Genomic DNA, 18,948 nt, shown 5'->3' on the forward strand with positions numbered 1-18,948 from the left:
GTCTGCTCGCGCGGCCGCCTAGTCGACGTCCATTGAGCCCGGGGCGGTCTTGGAGACCTGCACCAGGAACTCGTAGTTGTTCTTGGTCTTGCGCAGCTGGCTCATCAGCAGGTCGATGGCCTGGTGGCTGTCGAGGCCCGAAAGAACCCGGCGCAGCTTGTGCACGATCGCGAACTCGTCCGGGGACAGCAGCAGCTCGTCCTTGCGGGTACCGGACGGGTTCACGTCGACCGCGGGGAACACCCGGCGCTCGGCGATCTTGCGGTCGAGCTTGAGCTCGGCGTTGCCCGTGCCCTTGAACTCCTCGAAGATCACGGTGTCGCCGGTGGAGCCGGTCTCGACCATCGCCGTGGCGATGATGGTCAGCGAGCCGCCGTGTTCGATGTTGCGGGCGGCGCCGAGGAACCGCTTCGGCGGGTACAGCGCGGTGGAATCCACACCACCGGACAGGATGCGGCCCGAGGCCGGCGACGCGTTGTTGTACGCGCGTCCCAGACGGGTGATCGAGTCCAACAGCACCACGACGTCCTTGCCCTGCTCGACCAGGCGCTTGGCCCGCTCGATCGCCAACTCGGCGGCCTGGGTGTGGTCTGACGGCGGCCGGTCGAAGGTCGAGGCGATGACCTCACCCTTCACCGAACGCTGCATGTCGGTGACCTCTTCGGGACGCTCGTCGACGAGCACCACCATCAGGTGGCATTCCGGGTTGTTCTTGGTGATCGCGTTGGCAATGTCCTGCATGATCGTGGTCTTGCCGGCCTTCGGCGGCGACACGATCAGGGCACGCTGTCCCTTACCGATCGGCATGATCAGGTCGATGACGCGAGTGGTCAGCCGCTCGGGCGTGGTCTCCAGGCGCAGCCGCTGGTTCGGGTACAGCGGGGTCAGCTTGGTGAAATCGGGCCGGTTCTTGGCCGCCTCGACCGGACCACCGTTGACGCTGTCCAGACGCACCAGCGGGTTGAACTTCTGCCGCGGGTTGTTGCCGCCGCCCTCGCCCTCGCGGGGCACCCGGACCGCACCGGTGACCGCGTCACCACGACGCAGACCGTTCTTGCGGACCATGTTCATCGACACATAGACGTCGTTCGGCCCGGCCAGGTAGCCCGACGTGCGGACGAATGCGTAGTTGTCCAGGACATCGAGGATGCCGGCGACGGGCTGGACGACGTCGTCCTCGCGCAACTCGGTCTCGTTACCGCCGTCGCCACCACGCTCGCCGCGGCGGCGACGGTCACGGTCGCGGAACCGACGGCCGCGACGCCCCTGACGGCCTTCACCGTCGTCGTCGCCGGACGACGAGTTGCCGCCGCGATTCTGCTGGTCGTCGGACTGGTCGGACTGCTCACGACCTTGGCCCTTGTCCTGCTTCTGGTCGCGGTCGCCCTTGTTGTCTTTGTTGTCGCCCTTGTTGTCGCCCTCGGACTGCTCGCGCTTCTCACGCCGTTCCTGGCGGTCGCGCTTGTCCTGCTTGGCAGGCCGGTCCTGCTTGTCCTGCGGCTCGGCAGACTGCGCGTCCTTCGTGCCGGCATCGGCGGCGGCCTCGGTCTTCGCCTCCGCTTTGACAGCCTCGTCGGCAGCGCCGGCGGTGTCGTTCTTGGCGGCGTCGGCGCCGTCGGCTGCCGGGGCACCGGCCTGACGCGAGGATCCGCGTCGCTCACGACGACGGGTCGCGGGCTGCTCAGCGGCTTCGGCGCCGGCGTCCGGCTGGGCGTCGGCGGGAGCGTTCTTGGGAGCCTCGGTGGCACCGTTGGATTCGCCACGATGGGCGCGAATAGCTGCGATCAACTCACTCTTGCGCAAACCGGACGCGCCTTCAACACCGATTTCCTTGGCCAGCGCTCGCAGCTCGGGCAGCACCATGGTCGACAGCGACGCGGGCCGGGCGCTCGAAGCGCGCCGCGCGGTGTCCGATCCGGGCGCAGAGGCAGCAGCCGGTGCCGCGGTGTCAGCGGTCGCGGTGCTTTCAGATGTCACGGCTTGCGGTATATCCCCAGCGCCATTGGCGCTGTCAGCCGTGAAGAGGTCCGTATCTGTCACGGAGTTCCTTTCTTTCCCCCGCTCATCAGGTAGTGCGAGGGTTCCCCAAAGGTCGATGCGCGATCAGCTGAACCGCTGAGCGCGTAGCTCACACCGTCGCCTGCGCAACGGCGATCGCCAGGATTCGCCGAAATACGGCGAACCGTCAGTCCACGAGTAGAACACAAGAAGATTGGGTGGTCGTCCTGGTGTCGACGCAGGCAGAGACCCTGCGAGTGCTGGACGAGAGCGAGAATAACTCGCTTTGGTGAAGTAATCAAGCAACGTCAACGTTGGGCGTGTGGTGTCTGCTTCTTCCTGCGCTGCTCAATCGTCAGCTCCTGGCGGCCACACCCGACGTCCAGCGGACGCCGGCTCCGACCGACATTTCCTTGACGGTGAACCCGTTGGCGGTGCCGTAATCCACAGCCTCACCAGGCAGTCCCGCCTGTGAGCTCAGTCCAAGAACCGTAGGCCCGGCCCCGGACAACACCGCTGCCACCCCATAACGCCGCAGCAGCTGCAGGTATTCCGCCGAGGCCGGCATGGCTGCGGCGCGCTGTGGCTGATGCAACACGTCCTGGGTGGCCGACATCAGCAGATCCGGGCGCTCACTGAGCGCGACGACGAGCAGCGCGGCGCGGCTGAGGTTGAACCGCGCGTCGAAGTGGCTGACTTGGTCGGGCAACACGGCACGGGTCTCGGCGGTGGACGACCGTTGCTGCGGGACGGCAGGGAACAGCCGGATGTCCGGATGTATCCGTACCGACGCCGCCCGATAGTGCGGCCGCCCGTCGTCGTCGGCTTCAGTCCAGGACACCACCGCACCCCCGAGCACTGCCGCCGCGGCATTGTCGGGATGCCCCTCGAACTCACTGGACAGTTGAATCAGCTGTTCGGTGGGCATCGGGTCCGAACCAACTTGCACCACAAGGCCATTGACCACTGCGAGCCCACCGACAACCGCCGCGGCCGAGGATCCGAGCCCGCGCGAGTGCGGAATTTCGTTGCGGCACCGCACGATCAGGCCCGCAGCGCGGTGTCCGGTGGCTGCCAACCCTGCCTCGATGGCTCGCACGACCAGGTGCGTGTCATCCAACGGCACCTGACCTGCGCCCTCACCCTCGACCTCCAGCCGAAGGCCGGATTCAGTTGTCTCGACGATGATCTCGTCGTAGAGGCTCAACGCCAGCCCGAGGCTGTCGAAACCTGGGCCGAGGTTGGCGCTGGACGCTGCGACGACAGCGGTGGCGGTGAGTCCGGCGGGCAGGGTGGTGTTCACCAGGCTCAGACCAGTCCGAGCTTCGCGACGACGGCAACCGGATCGACCGGTACCGCGGTGACAGCGGGCATGTCCTTGAGCGCGGTGTCGGGGTCCTTGAGACCGTTGCCGGTGACGGTACAGACCACCGTCGATCCCCGCTTGACCCAACCGTCCTCGATCGACTTGAGCAATCCTGCGACGCTGGCTGCCGACGCGGGCTCGACGAACACGCCTTCGCTGCGGGCGATCAGGTGATACGCGGCGAGGATCTCGTCGTCGGTTGCTGCCAGGAACCGGCCCTTGGACTGCTGCTGCGCCTCCACCGCGCCGGACCACGACGCCGGCGAACCGATCCGGATTGCGGTGGCGATGGTCTCGGGCTCCTTGACCGGCTCGCCCAGCACCAACGGGGCGGCTCCGGCAGCCTGAGTGCCGAGCATGCGCGGCAGTCGATCAGACATGCCGTCGCGGTGATACTCGCTGTAGCCCTTCCAGTAGGCGGTGATGTTGCCCGCGTTGCCCACCGGTAGGGAATGCACGTCGGGGGCGGTACCCAGCGCGTCGACGATCTCGAATGCGGCGGTCTTCTGCCCCTCGATGCGGTACGGGTTGACCGAGTTCACCAGCGCGATGGTCGGGAAATCGGCGGTGATCTTGCGGGCCAGCTCCAGGCAGTCGTCGAAGTTGCCGTCGACCTGAATGATCTTGGCGCCGTACATGACCGCCTGCGCCAGCTTGCCCATCGCGATCTTGCCCTGCGGGATCAACACCGCACAGGTGATACCGGCCTGGGCGGCGTAGGCCGCTGCCGATGCCGAGGTGTTGCCGGTAGAGGCGCACAGCACCGCCTGCTGACCACGCGCCAGTGACTCGGTGACCGCCACGGTCATGCCACGGTCCTTGAACGAGCCGGTCGGGTTGAGGCCCTCGACCTTGAGATGCACTGTGCAGCCGGTGAGTTCGCTCAGACGCTTGGCATGGATGAGCGGCGTGCCCCCCTCGAGCAGGGTGATCGGCGTCCAGTTGTCGCCGACCGGCAGCCGATCGCGGTAAGCCTCGATCAATCCCGGCCAGGGCCGGTGCACCGGCCCTGCACTGGTCTTTCCTTGCGTCCCGGGGTTCATGCGTTCGTTCCTTCCATACGCAGCACGCTGTTGATGGTCTGGACCACGTCGAGGTCGGCCAGCGCCTCGACGGTTTCCGAGAGCGCGGCGTCGGTGGCCTGGTGGGTGACCACGACGATGCGGGCGCCACACGGCTGCCCCTCTTCGTCGACCATGCCTTCCTGGCGAACCTCGGCGATGCTGACCTCGCGCTTGGCGAATTCGGCTGCCACGGCGGACAACACACCCGGCCGATCGGAGACGTTCATGTTGACGTAGTAACGGGTCGGGATGAATCCGATGGGTGCGATCGGCAGCTTGGCGTACTTGGATTCGCGCGGACCACGGCCACCCTGGACCCGGTTGCGCGCGGCCATCACGACGTCGCCCATCACCGCCGACGCGGTCGGCGCTCCCCCGGCACCCTGGCCGTAGAACATCAGCCGGCCGGCTGCCTCGGCCTCGACCACCACCGCGTTGAAAGCACCGTTGACCGCAGCCAGCGGGTGCGTCAACGGCACCAGCGCCGGATAGACACGGGCTGAAACCCGTTGCTTGCCTTCGTCAGTGGTCAGCCGCTCGCAGATGGCGAGCAGTTTGATGGTGCAGCCCAGGGCGCGGGCCGAATCGAAGTCGGCGGCGCTCACCTTGGTGATGCCTTCGCGGTAGACGTCGTCGGCGGTGACTCGGGTGTGGAAGGCGATCGACGCCAGGATCGCGGCCTTGGCTGCGGCGTCATAGCCCTCGACATCGGCGGTGGGATCAGCCTCGGCGTAGCCCAGTGCGCCGGCATCGGCCAGCGCAGAGCTGTAATCGGCTCCGGTGCTGTCCATCTCGGACAGGATGTAGTTGGTGGTGCCGTTGACGATGCCGGCCACGCGCAGCACGGTGTCACCGGCCATCGACTGGGTCAGTGGGCGGATGACCGGGATGGCGCCGGCCACAGCAGCCTCGAAATACAGGTCGACGCGCGCCTTTTCGGCGGCTTGCGCCAGTTCGCCGGTGGATTGGGCCAGCAGCGCCTTGTTGGCGGTGACCACCGACTTGCCCTGCTCGAGGGCGGCCAGGATGGCCTTGCGGGCCGGCTTCACCGGGCCCATCAACTCGACCACGATGTCGACGTCGTCGCGTGACACCAGTTCGACGATGTCGTCGGTGAGCAACTCCTTGGGCACGCCGCGGTCACCGGAGACCTTGCGCACGCCGATGCCGCGCACCTCGAGCGGGGCGCCGATGCGGGCCGCGAGATCGGCGGCGCTCTCGTTGATGATGCGCACCACTTCGCTGCCGACGTTGCCCAGCCCCAATACCGCTACGCCGATGGGCTTCTCACTCATTGACCACTTACCTCCAAGCTCAAGAGATCGTCGACGGTTTCCCGACGGAGCACCAGCCGCGTCTTGCCGTCTTTCACGGCAACCACGGCGGGGCGGCACAGCATGTTGTACCGGCTCGACATCGAGTAGCAGTAGGCACCGGTCGCGGCGACTGCCATCAGGTCCCCCGGCGCGATGTCATCGCAGACCCAGGTGTCACGGACGATGATGTCCCCGGTCTCGCAGTGTTTTCCGACGATTCGGGCCAGGGTTGCCGGCGAATCGCTGAACCTCGAGACCAGACGCGCGTCGTACTCGGCGCCGTACAGGGCGGGACGGATGTTGTCGCTCATGCCGCCGTCCACGCTGACGTAGCGTCGCTGCGCGGTGGCGCTGACCGCCACATCTTTGACGGTGCCGACCTCGTAGAGGGTGATGGTGCCCGGTCCGGCGATGGCCCGCCCCGGCTCGACCACCAGCTTCGGTGTGGGCAGTCCGACGGCCTCGGACTCGCTGCGCACGATGGCTTTGAGCTTGTCTGCCAGCTCCTGCATCGGCGGTGGATCATCTTGTGGCACATATGAAATGCCGAGACCACCACCGAGGTCGATGATCGACATCTGGGAGGTCTTGTCGACACCGAACTCCGACACCACGTCACGTAGCAGGCCGATCACCCGGTGGGCGGCCACCTCGAAGCCGGCCACATCGAAGATTTGGCTGCCGACATGGCAGTGCAACCCGACCAGGCGCAAGTTGTCGGTGGCGAACACCTTGCGCACCGCTTCCATCGCCGCGCCGCTGGCCAGTGACAGCCCGAACTTCTGGTCCTCGTGTGCGGTGGAGATGAACTCGTGGGTATGGGCCTCAACGCCCGGGGTCACCCGCACGAGCACGTCCTGCAGGATGCCCGCCGCCCCGGCGACGTCGTTCAAACGCTCGATCTCGATCAGGGAGTCGACCACCACGTGCCCGACTCCGGCCTTGACCGCGGTGCTCAGCTCGGTGACTGATTTGTTGTTGCCGTGCAGAGTGATTCGCTCGGGCGGGAAGCCGGCGTGCAGGGCCACCGCCAGCTCTCCCCCGGTGGCCACGTCCAGCGAGAGGCCTTCCTCGTTGACCCAGCGGGCGATCTCGCTGCACAGGAATGCCTTGGCTGCGTAGTGCACGTAGTCACCACCGCCGAAAGCCGTGGCGATGCCACGGCAGCGGGACCGGAAGTCGTCCTCGTCGATCACGAACAGCGGGGTGCCGTACTCGGCCGCCAATTCGGTGACCGGCACCCCGGCGATCGACACCACACCATCATCGCCTCGAACCAGGTTGCGTGGCCACACATTCGGGGCCAGCAGCATCACTTCTTCTGGACTCTGCGGCTTCTCCGGAGCACCGGCATGGTGTAGCTCGTCAGCGTGCCGGGGCCCGGCGGGGTGCGCGTTCACATGCGCTCCGGAGCGGTGACACCCAGGATGGCCAGGCCGTTGGCGATCACCTGGCGGGTGGCCTCACACAGCGCAAGGCGTGCGGAGTTGAGCTCCCCTGGGTCTTCGTCGCCCTGCGGCAGCACGCGGCAGGCATCGTAGAACCGGTGGTAGTCGCCGGCCAGGTCTTCGAGGTACCGGCACACCCGGTGCGGTTCCCGCAGCGCAGCGGCGGCCTTGAGCACCCGGGGGAACTCGCCCAGGTTGCGGATCAGGATGCCCTCTTTTTCGTGGGTCAGCAGATCTAGATGTGCGGTGTCGGCGGTGACACCGAGGTCAGCGGCGTTGCGGGCCAGCGCGGACAACCGCGCATGCGCGTATTGCACGTAGTAGACCGGGTTTTCGTTGGACGCGCTCGACCACAACGCCAGATCGATGTCGATCGGGGTGTCCACCGAGGACCGGATCAGGGAGTAACGCGCGGCGTCGACGCCGATGGCCTCGACCAGATCGTCGAGTGTGATCACGGTGCCGGCGCGCTTGCTCATCCGGACCGGCTGGCCGTCGCGGACCAGGTTGACCATCTGGCCGATCAGTACCTCGACGGTGTCCGGGTTGTCCCCGAGCGCCGCGGCGGCTGCCTTCAGACGCGCGATGTAACCGTGGTGGTCGGCGCCGAGCATGTAGATGCACAGGTCGAATCCGCGCTTGCGCTTGTCGAGGTAGTAGGCGAGGTCGCCGGCGATGTAGGCGGCGTTGCCGTCACTCTTGATGACGACGCGGTCCTTGTCGTCGCCGAATTCGGTGGTGCGCAACCAGGTTGCGCCGTCCTTCTCGTAGATGTTGCCGGTCTCGCGCAGCTTCGCGATGGCCTGGTCGACCCGACCGGAGGTGTGCATCGAGTCTTCGTGGGTGTACACGTCGAAGTCGGTACCGAACTCGTGCAGCGATTCCTTGATGTGGGCGAACATCAGGTCCACGCCGATCTCGCGGAAGGTTTCCTGCCGCGCATCGTCGGGCAGGCTCATCACATCCGGGCGCTTGGCCAGCACGGAAGCGGCGATGTCGTTGATGTAGCTGCCGGCGTAGCCGTCCTCCGGGGCCGGCTCCCCCTTGGCCGCGGCGACCAGTGAGCGGGCGAACCGGTCGATCTGGGCGCCGTGGTCGTTGAAGTAGTACTCGCGGGTGACGTCGGCGCCCTGGGTGGACAGCAGCCGGCCCAGCGCGTCGCCCACCGCGGCCCAGCGGGTGCCGCCGATGTGGATGGGCCCGGTCGGGTTGGCCGAGACGAACTCCAGGTTGACCTTCTCGGCCAGTTCGGTCGAGTTGCCGTAGGTTGCGCCGGCAGTCAGCACGTTGGTGACGATGACCCCCTGCGCCGACGCCTCGATGCGCAGGTTCACGAAGCCGGGTCCGGCGACCTCGGCGGCGGAGATGCCATCGGCGGCGGCCAGCGCGGTGGCCAGCCAGCCGGCCAGCTCGCGCGGATTGACCCCGACCTTCTTACCGAGCTGCAACGCGAGATTGGTCGCGTAGTCGCCGTGCTCAAGGTTGCGCGGGCGCTCGACCGTGACGGTGTCGGGCAACGCGGCGGGGTCCAGGTCGTGTTCGGTCAGCACTGCGGCGGCAGTAGCCTTGAGCAGCTCTGCAAGGTCGGCGGGGGTCACGAGGGTCCATCCTATGGTCTGGGGTCCCTGCGCCCCGAATCCGTATTCACGCTGCCATGCGCTACGCTATGCAAGCCCAATCGGCGCAGCTGATCTTCAGCCCGCGCCCCCGTAGCTCAGGGGATAGAGCGTCTGCCTCCGGAGCAGAAGGCCGCAGGTTCGAATCCTGCCGGGGGCACCACGTCTGAACTGCGGAAATGTCAGATTCGATGGCCCGCTCCGGTATCCATCCAGAAACCGTGTCTACGTTGTGACGTCCGGCCAGCCAGGCACTGCGGGCTGCATATCCGGCTTCCTGTTGATCGTTTGGTCGCCGGCATTCCGCGAATCAAGGGTGTCAGGCATCCGGTCGCTACATTGCTGCCGGCGGCGCTCGAAATCGGCAAAGGTCTCGTGATAGTCGCTGCCGCCGAATCCCGGGGCCGATTCCCACTTGCTGTCGGGAGCCGCACCTCGGATGCGCCACGATGAGAAGACGTCGCCCATCGGAGCCGGGTTGGCACCTTTCTGAGGAGCGCTCGCTCCCGAATTCTCGGGGGCTGCCAATTCGACGTGCCACACCCGGATGCCCTTCATCGGTTCCTTGGGAGGTCCGGTCCAACCGCGCAAACTGGTTACCGGGCTGTAGCCGTCCTTGCCATCGCGGTACATGTCGTACAGCCCGTCGCACAGGTACGCCCGCCAGCCGCCGTCGACCTCATCCAACGACAGGATGTGAAAATATTCGTTGCCGTAGAACCGCTTTGATTCGTAGCGCGGTTTATCGGCATATATCTCGTCGAGTTCGTCGTCCATGGACGGACGGACAAAGGTCAACATGTACGCGGGCGCATCCCGCGGAGAATGGTCAGTCAGTTCACGGTTGGCAGGAACTGCCCGTTGGAATCCGGGGTAGGCAGCGCTCATGTCGGACATCATCTGCGCAACCCGCCAAGACTCCGCATACGCGCGCAGTGGGACAGCAGCACCCGAGTACAGGTCAATACCCGGCTCAGCAGACCATCGAAAGCGGAAATCCTTCAGCTTGTCGGGCCAATTGACGGTTTGTGTCTGGCGGCTCGGCGGCTGACCCGTATTCGGCGTCTCAGCGCTGGGCGACTGTCGCACATCCGGTGACACAGAGGGCGCACACGATACGACAACCCCTGATGCCAGCAACGCGCTCAGGGTGCGCTTCCACTCAACCATCGCCGCGACCTTGAACTAGCCGATGCACCCCGGTCCTCCCCTGTTGAGCACACAGTATCCGAGTCGGCACACAGAGCTCTATAGAATATTTTCCATAGAGTTGAGGGAAGGCAGCCAGCAGTGATCACCTTGTCCGCCGAAGAGCAGACCATCGTCGAAACCGTCCGCGACTTCGTGGACAGGCAGGTCCGGCCTGTGGTCCGCGAACTCGAGCACGCCAACACCTACCCCGAAGAACTCATCGAGACGATGAAGGAGATGGGCATCTTCGGGCTGGCGATCCCGGAACCGTATGGCTTCGCCGCCGTTTCGATGCCCTGCTACGCCCAGGTCACCGAGGAACTCGCCCGCGGCTGGATGAGCCTGGCCGGCGCGATGGGTGGGCATACCGTGGTCTCGAAGCTGCTGTTGCAATTCGGCACCGAGGAGCAGAAGCAGAAATACCTGCCCCGAATGGCCACCGGGGAGCTGCGCGCCACGATGGCCCTGACCGAGCCCGGTGGCGGCTCCGATCTGCAGGCCATGCGGACCGTCGCGACCAAGGACGACTCCGGCTATGTGGTCAACGGGTCGAAGACCTGGATCAGCAATGCCCGCAAGGCCGGCCTCGTCGCCCTGCTGTGCAAGACCGATCCCACCGCCACCCCCGCCCACAAGGGCGTGTCGATCCTGTTGGTGGAGAAGGTCCCCGGCTTCACGGTCTCGAAGGACCTGCCGAAGCTGGGCTACAAGGGCGTCGAGAGCTGCGAGATCAACTTCGTTGACTGCCATCTGGATTCGGATGCCCTGCTGGGCGGCACTGAAGGGCGCGGCTTCGCGCAGATGATGAAGGGACTAGAGGTCGGACGGATCCAGGTGGCGGCCCGGGCTACCGGTGTGGCTCGCGCGGCGTTCGATGACGCCCTGCAGTACGCGCAGGACCGGGAGAGCTTCGGGGTGCCGATCTGGCAGCACCAGTCGGTCGGCAACATGCTCGCCGACATGGGCACCAAGCTCTATGCCGCCCGCAGCCTCCTGCTCGATGCCGCGCAGCGTCTCGATGCCGGCGGACGCTGCGACATGGAGGCCGGCATGGCAAAACTGTTCGCATCCGAGACCGCGATGGAGATTGCGCTCAACGCGGTCCGGATCCACGGCGGCTATGGCTACTCCACCGAGTACGACGTCGAGCGCTACTTCCGAGATGCACCGCTGATGATCGTCGGCGAAGGCACCAACGAAATCCAGCGTGGCGTGATCGCCAAGCAGTTGGTCAAACGCGGCGGACTCGACATCTGAGGCCCCCTGACATGACCGGGAATTCGAAGAGACAGGCGCCGATGCGGTTGTCCGACATGGTCGCGGCCCACGTTCGGGAGCTGATCGTTTCGGGACAGCTGCATTCCGGAGAATTCATTCGCCCAGAGGCGGTCGCCGACGAGCTCGGGGTCAGTGCCACGCCGGCGCGCGAGGGCCTGCTGCAGCTTCAGACCGAGGGGTTTCTTTCCGTCGAGCCTCGGCGCGGCTTCATGGTGACTGCGCTGTCGAGCGACGACATCCGCGACATCTATGACGCGCAGGCACTGCTGGGCGGTGAGCTCACGGCCCGCGCCGCCGTGAAGATCACCCCGGCGACGGTCGACGAGCTCGAACGCATCCAAGATGAACTCGAAAGGGCGGCTACTGCAAAAGATTTCGAGGCAGAAGAGCGCCTCAATCATCAGTTCCACGCCCTGATCTACCGGCTGAGCGGATCACGCAAGATGCGCTGGCTGATCAAGACGACGTTGGCGTACGCACCGCGCAAGTTCTTCGCGGCGGTGGAAGGGTGGCCGGAGGCCTCAGCCCAGGATCACCGCGCGATCATCGAGCATCTCCGCACGAACGACGCGGACCAGGCCCGCGCCGCCATGGCCCGGCACATCCGCAATGCCGGCAGGCTGCTGGCCGACCACTTGGCGCAGGACGACGCAACCGCCTGACCGGTCTGGGTTCAGCCCAGTCCGGTCCACTTCTTGAGGACCTTGCCGGGGAAGCCGCCCCACTTCTCGGCGGTCTTGCCCGGGAACGTCGCCCACTTCTCGGCCGTCCTGCCGGGGAAACCACCCCACTTCTCGGCGGTTTTGCCCGGGAAGTTCGTCCACTTCTCCACGATCGGGCTCTCGGGCAGGTCCACTCCGCCGGTGAGCGCGCTCTTGGCGGCGTCCGTTACGGCATCGGTGACCGACGAGTTCACGCGGTCACACGGTGAGCACCCCACGGTGCTGTTGCCTTTGGAATCGGCCGACGCCGGTGCGGAGAGCGCGACCGCGGCGCCGACGGCCCCCGCGGCGAGGGTCGTGGCGATCAAACTCTTGTGCATCTGGGTCCCCAACTGTCGCGTTCGACGCCGTCTGACGATGACGCCAATTTGAAACGCTAGTCCCAGAACCTCGAGAACGCGCGCCGTGACCGGCTCCCGAGATAGTTTGCTGTAACTGAGCAACCCGCTGGGCGGGTCGGCGCGTGACCTGCGACCGCGCGGCGCTTGCTGCATCGAAACCGAACACCAGGTGACCGCTGGGTTAACACCGCCGTCGCCGACCCATTTATGCTGGATATTCGCGGTGTCCCAGAATGTCGATCACCGCGGCAGCGGAGAGCCGCAACACCCGGGTACTCCTCGCGGCTTCGAGATGCAGACTACGCGCGACCGCCGAAATGATCTTGCTCACGTTTTGCTGGTGGGGGCCCGGCGCGCAGGCTCAGGCGAAACCTTGTGCCACCTCGGCGACGCGACGCAACTGATCGATGTCGGAACTTGTCGGGATCAGGTGCACCTCGTCGGTGCCGATGTCCTCGAACTTGCCGAGGATCTCGATCAGCTCCTCTTCGGTACCGGCCCACCCGGTCGTGGGCGCCATGGCATCGACGTATTCGGCCGGGATCCAGTTCATGTAGCGGCGCAGGTGCCGGTGCACCTGGGCGCGAGCCTCCTCGGGTTTCCCGAGGGCGAACCAGAACGAGGTGGCCAGGTGGGGCTTGGGTTTACCGGCCTCGGCCCAGGCGGTCCGGGCGATGTCGAACAATTCGGCCTGGCGGGTCAGATCCAGGTCCAGGGTCGTGCCTGCCACGCCGTCGGCCCAGGCCGCGGCATCACGGATGGTCTTGGGCCCGATGGTGCCGATGTGCAGGGGCGGTCCGCCGGCCTGCACCGGAGGCGGTCCGACCGGAAGCACCGATTCGGTGACCTTCTCCCCGGCCCACACCCGCTTCATCACCGCGACGCGCTCGGCCAGTGCACGCCGCGTCTGAGACGCCGGATCGGCGCCGACGGCGTGGTAATCCTCGTGACGACCACCCACACCGATACCCACGGTCAACCGCCCGCCGCTGAGCAGATCCCCGGTCGACAGGGCTTTCGCCAGCATCACCGGATCGTGCAGCTGCGGCACGATCACCGTCGTCACCAGCCGCACCCGATCGGTCCACGCCGCCAGGGCACCGAGCAGGGTCAGGCTGTCCGGGTTGTCGAAGGCGATCCGCTCTCCCCAACACAGCGACGAGAACGGACCCCCGTCGATGACGTGCGCCCAGGACCGCAGCGTCGTCGCATCCAACTGAGGTTCCATAACCGGCATCGTCATCCCCACGCGCACGCACGAATTCTGTCATGTCGAGTGGCAGCATGAACCCATGGCCATCACCACGTCGTCGGTCGCGCATGTGCGGCTCACGGTCACCGACATCGAACGGTCACGGCAGTTCTACGAGAGCGTTTTCGGGTGGCCGGTCCTCATCGAGCTGCCGCAGGATGCCGGTCCGGCGGTCCGGGCCCGTCTCGGTTTTCTGTTCGGCGGGGTCATCTACGACGCCGGGGCAACGCTGATCGGCCTGCGTCCGGTCGGGCGTGACATGTTCGACGAGAACCGAACCGGGCTGGACCACTTGGCCTTCCGGCTGAAGAACATCTCCCAGTTGAACGAGGCCGCGGGCCACCTCGACGGCTTGGGTATCGCGCATGAACCGGTCAAGGACATCGGCCCGTCCTACATCCTGGAGTTCCGCGACCCCGACAACATCGCGTTGGAGCTCACCGCCCCCAAATAAGCCTGGGGGATATCCCCCACCGGCATTCGGAGGAAAACGCTGTGTCGCCAGACCGCCGGACTTCGTAGGTTTGAAGCCATGGTCGCAATCAGCGAAACCGCCCACCGCGCCCCCACCATCGGCTTCGTGCCGACCGCGTCGATGATCACCGGCGCCGCACTGGCATTGGTGTGGTTCTGGATACCGTTGTCTCTCTTGGTTATCGGAGTCTCCTCGATTCCGTCGGTGATCGGATTCGTGCTCGCCGCGGTGGTGTTCGTCTACCTGATCCGTGGCGTCGAGTGGGTCGAGCGGTCGCGTAGTGAAGCGGTGTTCGGCCTGGGTATCGGGATCCCGCCGCGCCGGCTGTCACCGCACACCGGCTTCCAGGGGTGGGCGCATCAGCTGTGGCTGGACATCAGCAGTACCCGGTTCTGGAAAGGTTTCTGCCATCACTACCTGCGGATGACCTACGACATGCTGGCCACCGGCCTGGCATTCTTGTTGCTCACATTCGCGTTCGTGGGTCCGGCTGCGGCCGCTGCCATCCGTCAGAGCGACGAGGACGCCGGCCTGGTCTTCGTGTCGCCGCCGATCGCCTGGCTACTGGCGATCGTCGCGGTGATCGCTGCGGTCGCCATCCTGATCTTCGCCCCGGCCATGGATGCCGCGATCGATCGATGGCTCTTGCCGCCCTCGCCGACGGCCGCCCTGGAGTATCAGGTCAACGCCCTGGCCGATGCCCGGCAGGGTGCGGTCTCCTCGGCACACACCGAGCGTCACCGCATCGAACGCGATCTGCACGACAGCGTGCAGCCCCGGCTGGTGTCACTGGCGATGACGATCGGACTGGCCCAGACCAAACTGGATTCGGATCTGCCCGCCGCCAAGGCGCTGATCACCGAGGCGCACGACGACGCCAAGAACGCACTGGTCGAACTGCGCAACGTGGTGCGCGGTATCGCCCCGACGATCCTGTCGGATCGGGGCCTGGACGCGGCCTTGTCGTCGGTGGTGCAACGTACCGAGACCTCCGGGGTACCGACCACACTGCACATCGAACTCCCGCGCCGGTTGTCCGATGAGGTGGAGTCGGTCGCCTATTTCGTGGTCGCCGAGGCATTGACCAATGTCGCCAAGCACGCCGATGCGTCGCAGGCGGTTGTCACCGTCCGGTTGGATGAGGCCGCCAACGTGCTGTACGTCTCGGTGTTCGACGACGGCCGGGGCGGTGCGGTCATCGATGGCGGCGAGCACGCGACAGGGCTGCGTGGACTGGACGAGCGGGTACGCGCCGCAGGCGGGACGTTCGGGGTGTCCAGCCCCGCCACCGGCCCCACGATCGTCACGGCGGTGCTGCCATGCGCATCGTGATCGCCGAGGACTCGGCACTACTGCGGGCGGGCATCGAACGGATCCTGGCCGACGCCGGGCACGAGGTCGTCGCCGGCGTGCCCGACGCCACCAACCTGCTGCGCCTGGTCAACGAACATCGTCCCGACCTGGCCATCCTGGACGTCCGGATGCCACCGACGTTCACCGACGAGGGCATCCGCGCGGCGGCCCTGCTGCGCAGCCAGAACCCGGAGTCCCCGGTCCTGGTGCTGTCCCACTACGTCGAGGAGCGCTACGCAGCCGATCTGATCGCCTCGGACACAAGAGGATTCGGCTACCTGTTGAAGGACCGGGTGGCTGATGTCCCCGCGTTTCTCGATGCCGTGGCCGTCGTGGGCGGCGGGGGCACCGTGCTCGACCCCGAGGTGGTGTCACAGATCTTGGTGCGTTCGGCCCGCCACAGTGCCCTCGACCAGCTGACCCCTCGCGAGCGCGACGTCCTGCAGTTGATGGCGGAGGGCAAGACCAACTCGGCGATCGCTGCAGCCCTGCACATCTCGGTCGGATCGGCAGAGAAGCACATCGCATCGATCTTCACGAAATTCGACCTCGCTCCCGACGAGAGCGAGAACCGCCGCGTGCTGGCGGTGCTGCGTTACCTCGAGACCTAGACCGAACGTCGCCCCGGGAAGGAACGTCATCGTGACCACCATCGCCCCTCCGCCACCGGTCAATCCGCCTCCTCGGTTGACCCCCGGCGGGCGCACCACATTCCGCCTCGTCCTGATCGCCGCGGCCACCCTGCTGGTGGCCGGCACCGTGGCCGCACTCGGCGTGACGGCCTGGGCCGTCAGCACCGTCCGCGTCGTCACCGATCATCAAGGACTGCCCGCCACCATGCGGTCGCTGGTGATCGACACGGCGCACATCCCGGTCGCGATCCGCATCACCGCGGACCGCGAAACCCGCGAAGCCGCCGCGGATCTGCGTCTGGTGAACACCTCCCGCAGCGGTGCGCACCGTCTTGAGCTCAGCACCGACGGCGACGAGACCCGGATCGTCATCGCGGGCAAACCTTCCCGCATGCTCGAGTGGGCCCGCGGCGGTGAGATCACGATCGCCGTACCGCCGGAGCAGGCCCGGCGGCTGACGGTGCGCACCGAGCAGGAGCTCGGCACCGTGATCGCACAGGCAGACGTAGACCAGTTGATCTCCCGCGTCACCAGTGGGGCGATCATCCTGCGTGGTGCTGCCCGCCGCATCGAGGCCCACGCGGTCGACGGCGAGGTCGTCTCGCGCGATCCGATCGCGGTCACCGAAGAGTTCAGCGCCACCACGTCAGACGGCGACATCACCGTCGATTTCCGCGACACCGCCCCGCGGCGCGTCGACGCGGCGAGCCGCAACGGCGATGTGGTGATCGGATTGCCCGGGCGCGGACCGTATCTGGTGCATGCCCAGTCCGGATCCTCGACGACCGTGCGGGTACCGGAGACCACCGTCGCCGACAGCGCGGCCGCCGAGGTCACGGCCCGCTCCGACGACGGCGATGTCGTCGTAGACCGCGTCGTCGAACGTACGGGGGGCCGCGGACGGGGCTAGCGGCCCGGTGTCACCCGGTCGAAGATCTCGGCCACCGAACCGGTCCGGGCCTGGCGCCACCCGGTTCCGGCCCACACGTTGGTGGCCTGCGGATCACCGGCGGCCACCGAGGCCTTGCGAACCGGGCTGGTCAAGTAATGGATCTCGGGATAGCCCAGCGGGGCCTGGGCATCATGCTCGGTGATGAATCGGTTGCGTAACCCGCGGGCGTAGCGACCGGAAAATGACCGGGTGACAACGGTTTCGGTGAAATCCGGATTCTGCAGAGCAGCACGATGCACCGGGCTGCTACCGGCTTCGTCGGCCAGCAGGAACGCGGTACCGAGTTGGGCGGCCACCGCACCGGCAGCCCGCACGCCCGCCACATCCTCGGCGCTGACCAGCCCACCCGCCGCGATGACCGGGACGTCAACGGCAGCCACCACTTCCACCAAGAGTTGGTCCAGCGGTTCAGATGCGGGTGTCGCGGCCGGATCGAACGTGCCGCGGTGGCCACCGGCCCCGGGCCCCTGGACCACGAGCGCGTCCACCCCACGGGCCACGGCCGCCTGCGCCTCGACCGGCGTCGTCACCGTCCCGACGGTGGTGATACCGGCACCGCGCAACCGGGCGAGTTCCGATGCGCTGGGCAATCCGAAGGTGAACGACACCACCTCGGGTCGCAGGTCGTTGACCACGTCGAGTTTCTCCGCCCACGCATCGACGTCGAATCGGGGCGTGCCGAGTTCGACCCTGTAGCGCTGCGCCTCACCGGCCAATTCGGCGGCGTACGCTCGGATCTGCTCGGAGGTTCCCGCACTTGGCTGCGGCACAAAAAGATTCACCCCGAGGGGTTCTGTGGTCAAACCACGCGCCGCATCGATCCGTTCGGCCAGTGCGTCGGCGGTCAGATAGCCGGCGGCGAGGAATCCCAGCCCGCCGGCGTTACTGCCCGCCGCGGCCAGCTCCGGAGTGGAGGGCCCACCGGCCATCGGCGCCACGAGCACCGGACGGCGCAGGCCCCGAACATCGAATATGTCCATCACCGCACCGCCTTCCCGAACAGCAGCACGTCCTGCGGTTCGTCACTGATGTTGGGAAACACCGCGTAGCGCGCCAGCCTTCCCTCCAGCGCCAGACCGCACCGCCGCATGACCCCGGCCGAGCCGGCATTGTCGACGTGGCAGTACGCCGTTACCCGGTACACCGCGGGATCGGGCTCCACGTCAGTCAGAATCAGCGAAACCGCTTCCGACATCAGGCCTCTCCCCCACCAGGGCCGGGCCAAGCAGTAACCCAACTCGACCGCGTACGGCTGCGGGCGCCTTCGCGCACACAGCCCCGCCACTTCGCCTTCGACCTCAACCAGCCAGGTCTGTTCATCACCGACGTTGAACAACGTGGTGATCACGCGGCGAGTTTCGGCCACCCCCGAGTGCGGGCGCCAGGACAGATAGCGCGTCACCTCAGGATCGGAGGCGATCCGGGTGTACAACGCATGGGCGTCTTCGACGGCCGGTGGCCGCAGCCGCACCTGTGACCCGGCCAGAATCGGGGTGTTGGGCATGGTCCCATCCTGCACCGTTGCCGGTGGCACCCGTCCAGCGGTTTACTGGACGGATATGGCGATCACCTTCAATCACACCATCGTGGCCTCCAGGGATCGGCAGGTCTCAGCCGAGTTCTTCACCGAGTTGTTCGGCCTGCCAGGCCCGCAGGAGTTCGGTCCGTTTCTCGCCGTGACGCTCAATCACGGGGTCAGTCTCGACTACGCCCAGGCCGGTGCCGACGAGGAAGTCCGGCCACAGCACTACGCGTTCCTCGTGTCCGAGGACGAGTTCGACTCGATCTACGGCAAGATCCGCGACCGCGGGCTGCAACACTGGGCCGACCCACACGGCCAACACCCCGGCGAGATCAACCACAACGACGGCGGACGCGGGGTCTACTTTCGGGACCCGTCAGGGCATTACCTGGAAATCATCACCCGTCCGTACGGCGGCTGAC

Annotated in this window: 18 protein-coding genes and 1 tRNA gene; 8 read left to right on the top strand and 11 right to left on the bottom strand. The window is 66.5% G+C overall.

The window, feature by feature from the left end; translation table 11 throughout:
- Positions 1-18 precede the first annotated feature (18 nt).
- From rho to argS, 6 genes are all read right to left on the bottom strand, one after another.
- Complete coding sequence (gene rho / locus E0T84_RS20175) at positions 19-2,040, bottom strand: transcription termination factor Rho (RefSeq protein ID WP_138745322.1); 2,022 nt, start codon at positions 2,038-2,040, stop codon at positions 19-21.
- Between the two features lie 313 nt (positions 2,041-2,353).
- Positions 2,354-3,301, bottom strand: coding sequence for a homoserine kinase (gene thrB / locus E0T84_RS20180; protein WP_138745323.1), 948 nt, complete (start codon positions 3,299-3,301; stop codon positions 2,354-2,356).
- Between the two features lie 5 nt (positions 3,302-3,306).
- Entirely contained in the window at positions 3,307-4,407 is a 1,101-nt protein-coding gene (gene thrC / locus E0T84_RS20185) for a threonine synthase (RefSeq protein WP_138745324.1), read from the bottom strand.
- Positions 4,404-5,723: a homoserine dehydrogenase gene (locus tag E0T84_RS20190; protein WP_070185694.1), complete on the bottom strand. Its 1,320-nt coding sequence runs from the start codon at positions 5,721-5,723 to the stop codon at positions 4,404-4,406. The genes thrC and E0T84_RS20190 overlap by 4 nt, the downstream gene beginning before the upstream one ends.
- Entirely contained in the window at positions 5,720-7,057 is a 1,338-nt protein-coding gene (lysA, locus tag E0T84_RS20195) for a diaminopimelate decarboxylase (RefSeq protein ID WP_171055111.1), read from the bottom strand. The genes E0T84_RS20190 and lysA overlap by 4 nt, the downstream gene beginning before the upstream one ends.
- Positions 7,058-7,140: 83 nt before the next feature.
- Positions 7,141-8,790 (bottom strand): arginine--tRNA ligase, encoded by a 1,650-nt coding sequence (gene argS, locus E0T84_RS20200; protein ID WP_070946807.1) that lies wholly within the window; start codon positions 8,788-8,790, stop codon positions 7,141-7,143.
- Between the two features lie 105 nt (positions 8,791-8,895).
- On the opposite strand from argS, the gene E0T84_RS20205 reads away from it, so the two are divergent.
- Positions 8,896-8,971, top strand: a tRNA-Arg gene (locus tag E0T84_RS20205).
- 62 nt (positions 8,972-9,033) lie between these two features.
- Here E0T84_RS20205 and E0T84_RS20210 read toward each other — a convergent pair.
- Positions 9,034-9,696 (bottom strand): hypothetical protein, encoded by a 663-nt coding sequence (locus E0T84_RS20210; protein ID WP_249383691.1) that lies wholly within the window; start codon positions 9,694-9,696, stop codon positions 9,034-9,036.
- Positions 9,697-10,098: 402 nt separating this feature from the next.
- On the opposite strand from E0T84_RS20210, the gene E0T84_RS20215 reads away from it, so the two are divergent.
- Both E0T84_RS20215 and E0T84_RS20220 read left to right on the top strand, forming a co-directional pair.
- Complete coding sequence (locus E0T84_RS20215; protein WP_171055105.1) at positions 10,099-11,256, top strand: acyl-CoA dehydrogenase family protein; 1,158 nt, start codon at positions 10,099-10,101, stop codon at positions 11,254-11,256.
- Between the two features lie 11 nt (positions 11,257-11,267).
- Entirely contained in the window at positions 11,268-11,939 is a 672-nt protein-coding gene (locus E0T84_RS20220) for a GntR family transcriptional regulator (RefSeq protein ID WP_070185690.1), read from the top strand.
- A gap of 11 nt (positions 11,940-11,950) precedes the next feature.
- Here the strand turns inward: E0T84_RS20220 and E0T84_RS20225 are convergent, their stop codons facing one another.
- Together E0T84_RS20225 and E0T84_RS20230 are read right to left on the bottom strand one after the other, a co-directional pair.
- The gene (locus E0T84_RS20225; RefSeq protein ID WP_070185689.1) at positions 11,951-12,319 is read right to left on the bottom strand and encodes a hypothetical protein; all 369 of its coding nucleotides are present in this window, start codon (positions 12,317-12,319) and stop codon (positions 11,951-11,953) included.
- A 382-nt stretch (positions 12,320-12,701) separates the two neighbouring features.
- Complete coding sequence (locus E0T84_RS20230; RefSeq protein WP_138745357.1) at positions 12,702-13,583, bottom strand: LLM class flavin-dependent oxidoreductase; 882 nt, start codon at positions 13,581-13,583, stop codon at positions 12,702-12,704.
- A 49-nt stretch (positions 13,584-13,632) separates the two neighbouring features.
- On the opposite strand from E0T84_RS20230, the gene E0T84_RS20235 reads away from it, so the two are divergent.
- The 4 genes from E0T84_RS20235 (at position 13,633) to E0T84_RS20250 (ending at position 16,962) form a co-directional block, all read left to right on the top strand.
- Entirely contained in the window at positions 13,633-14,046 is a 414-nt protein-coding gene (locus E0T84_RS20235) for a VOC family protein (protein ID WP_138745326.1), read from the top strand.
- Positions 14,047-14,124: 78 nt separating this feature from the next.
- Positions 14,125-15,399 (top strand): sensor histidine kinase, encoded by a 1,275-nt coding sequence (locus tag E0T84_RS20240; protein ID WP_171055106.1) that lies wholly within the window; start codon positions 14,125-14,127, stop codon positions 15,397-15,399.
- Entirely contained in the window at positions 15,387-16,031 is a 645-nt protein-coding gene (locus E0T84_RS20245) for a response regulator transcription factor (protein WP_070946812.1), read from the top strand. The genes E0T84_RS20240 and E0T84_RS20245 overlap by 13 nt, the downstream gene beginning before the upstream one ends.
- A 31-nt stretch (positions 16,032-16,062) precedes the next feature.
- The gene (locus E0T84_RS20250) at positions 16,063-16,962 is read left to right on the top strand and encodes a DUF4097 family beta strand repeat-containing protein (protein ID WP_070946813.1); all 900 of its coding nucleotides are present in this window, start codon (positions 16,063-16,065) and stop codon (positions 16,960-16,962) included.
- On the opposite strand, the gene E0T84_RS20255 is transcribed toward E0T84_RS20250, so the two are convergent.
- Positions 16,959-17,984, bottom strand: coding sequence for a nitronate monooxygenase (locus tag E0T84_RS20255; protein ID WP_171055107.1), 1,026 nt, complete (start codon positions 17,982-17,984; stop codon positions 16,959-16,961). The genes E0T84_RS20250 and E0T84_RS20255 overlap by 4 nt on opposite strands.
- The gene (locus tag E0T84_RS20260) at positions 17,984-18,508 is read right to left on the bottom strand and encodes a GNAT family N-acetyltransferase (protein WP_138745328.1); all 525 of its coding nucleotides are present in this window, start codon (positions 18,506-18,508) and stop codon (positions 17,984-17,986) included. The genes E0T84_RS20255 and E0T84_RS20260 overlap by 1 nt, the downstream gene beginning before the upstream one ends.
- 55 nt (positions 18,509-18,563) lie before the next feature.
- Between E0T84_RS20260 and E0T84_RS20265 the strand changes: the two genes are divergently transcribed.
- A complete protein-coding gene (locus tag E0T84_RS20265) occupies positions 18,564-18,947 on the top strand; it encodes a VOC family protein (protein ID WP_070946816.1) in 384 nt (127 codons plus the stop codon).
- Position 18,948 lies beyond the last annotated feature (1 nt).

This window comes from Mycobacterium sp. DBP42, from assembly GCF_005924235.1.
In the GTDB taxonomy this organism is placed as follows: domain Bacteria; phylum Actinomycetota; class Actinomycetes; order Mycobacteriales; family Mycobacteriaceae; genus Mycobacterium; species Mycobacterium syngnathidarum.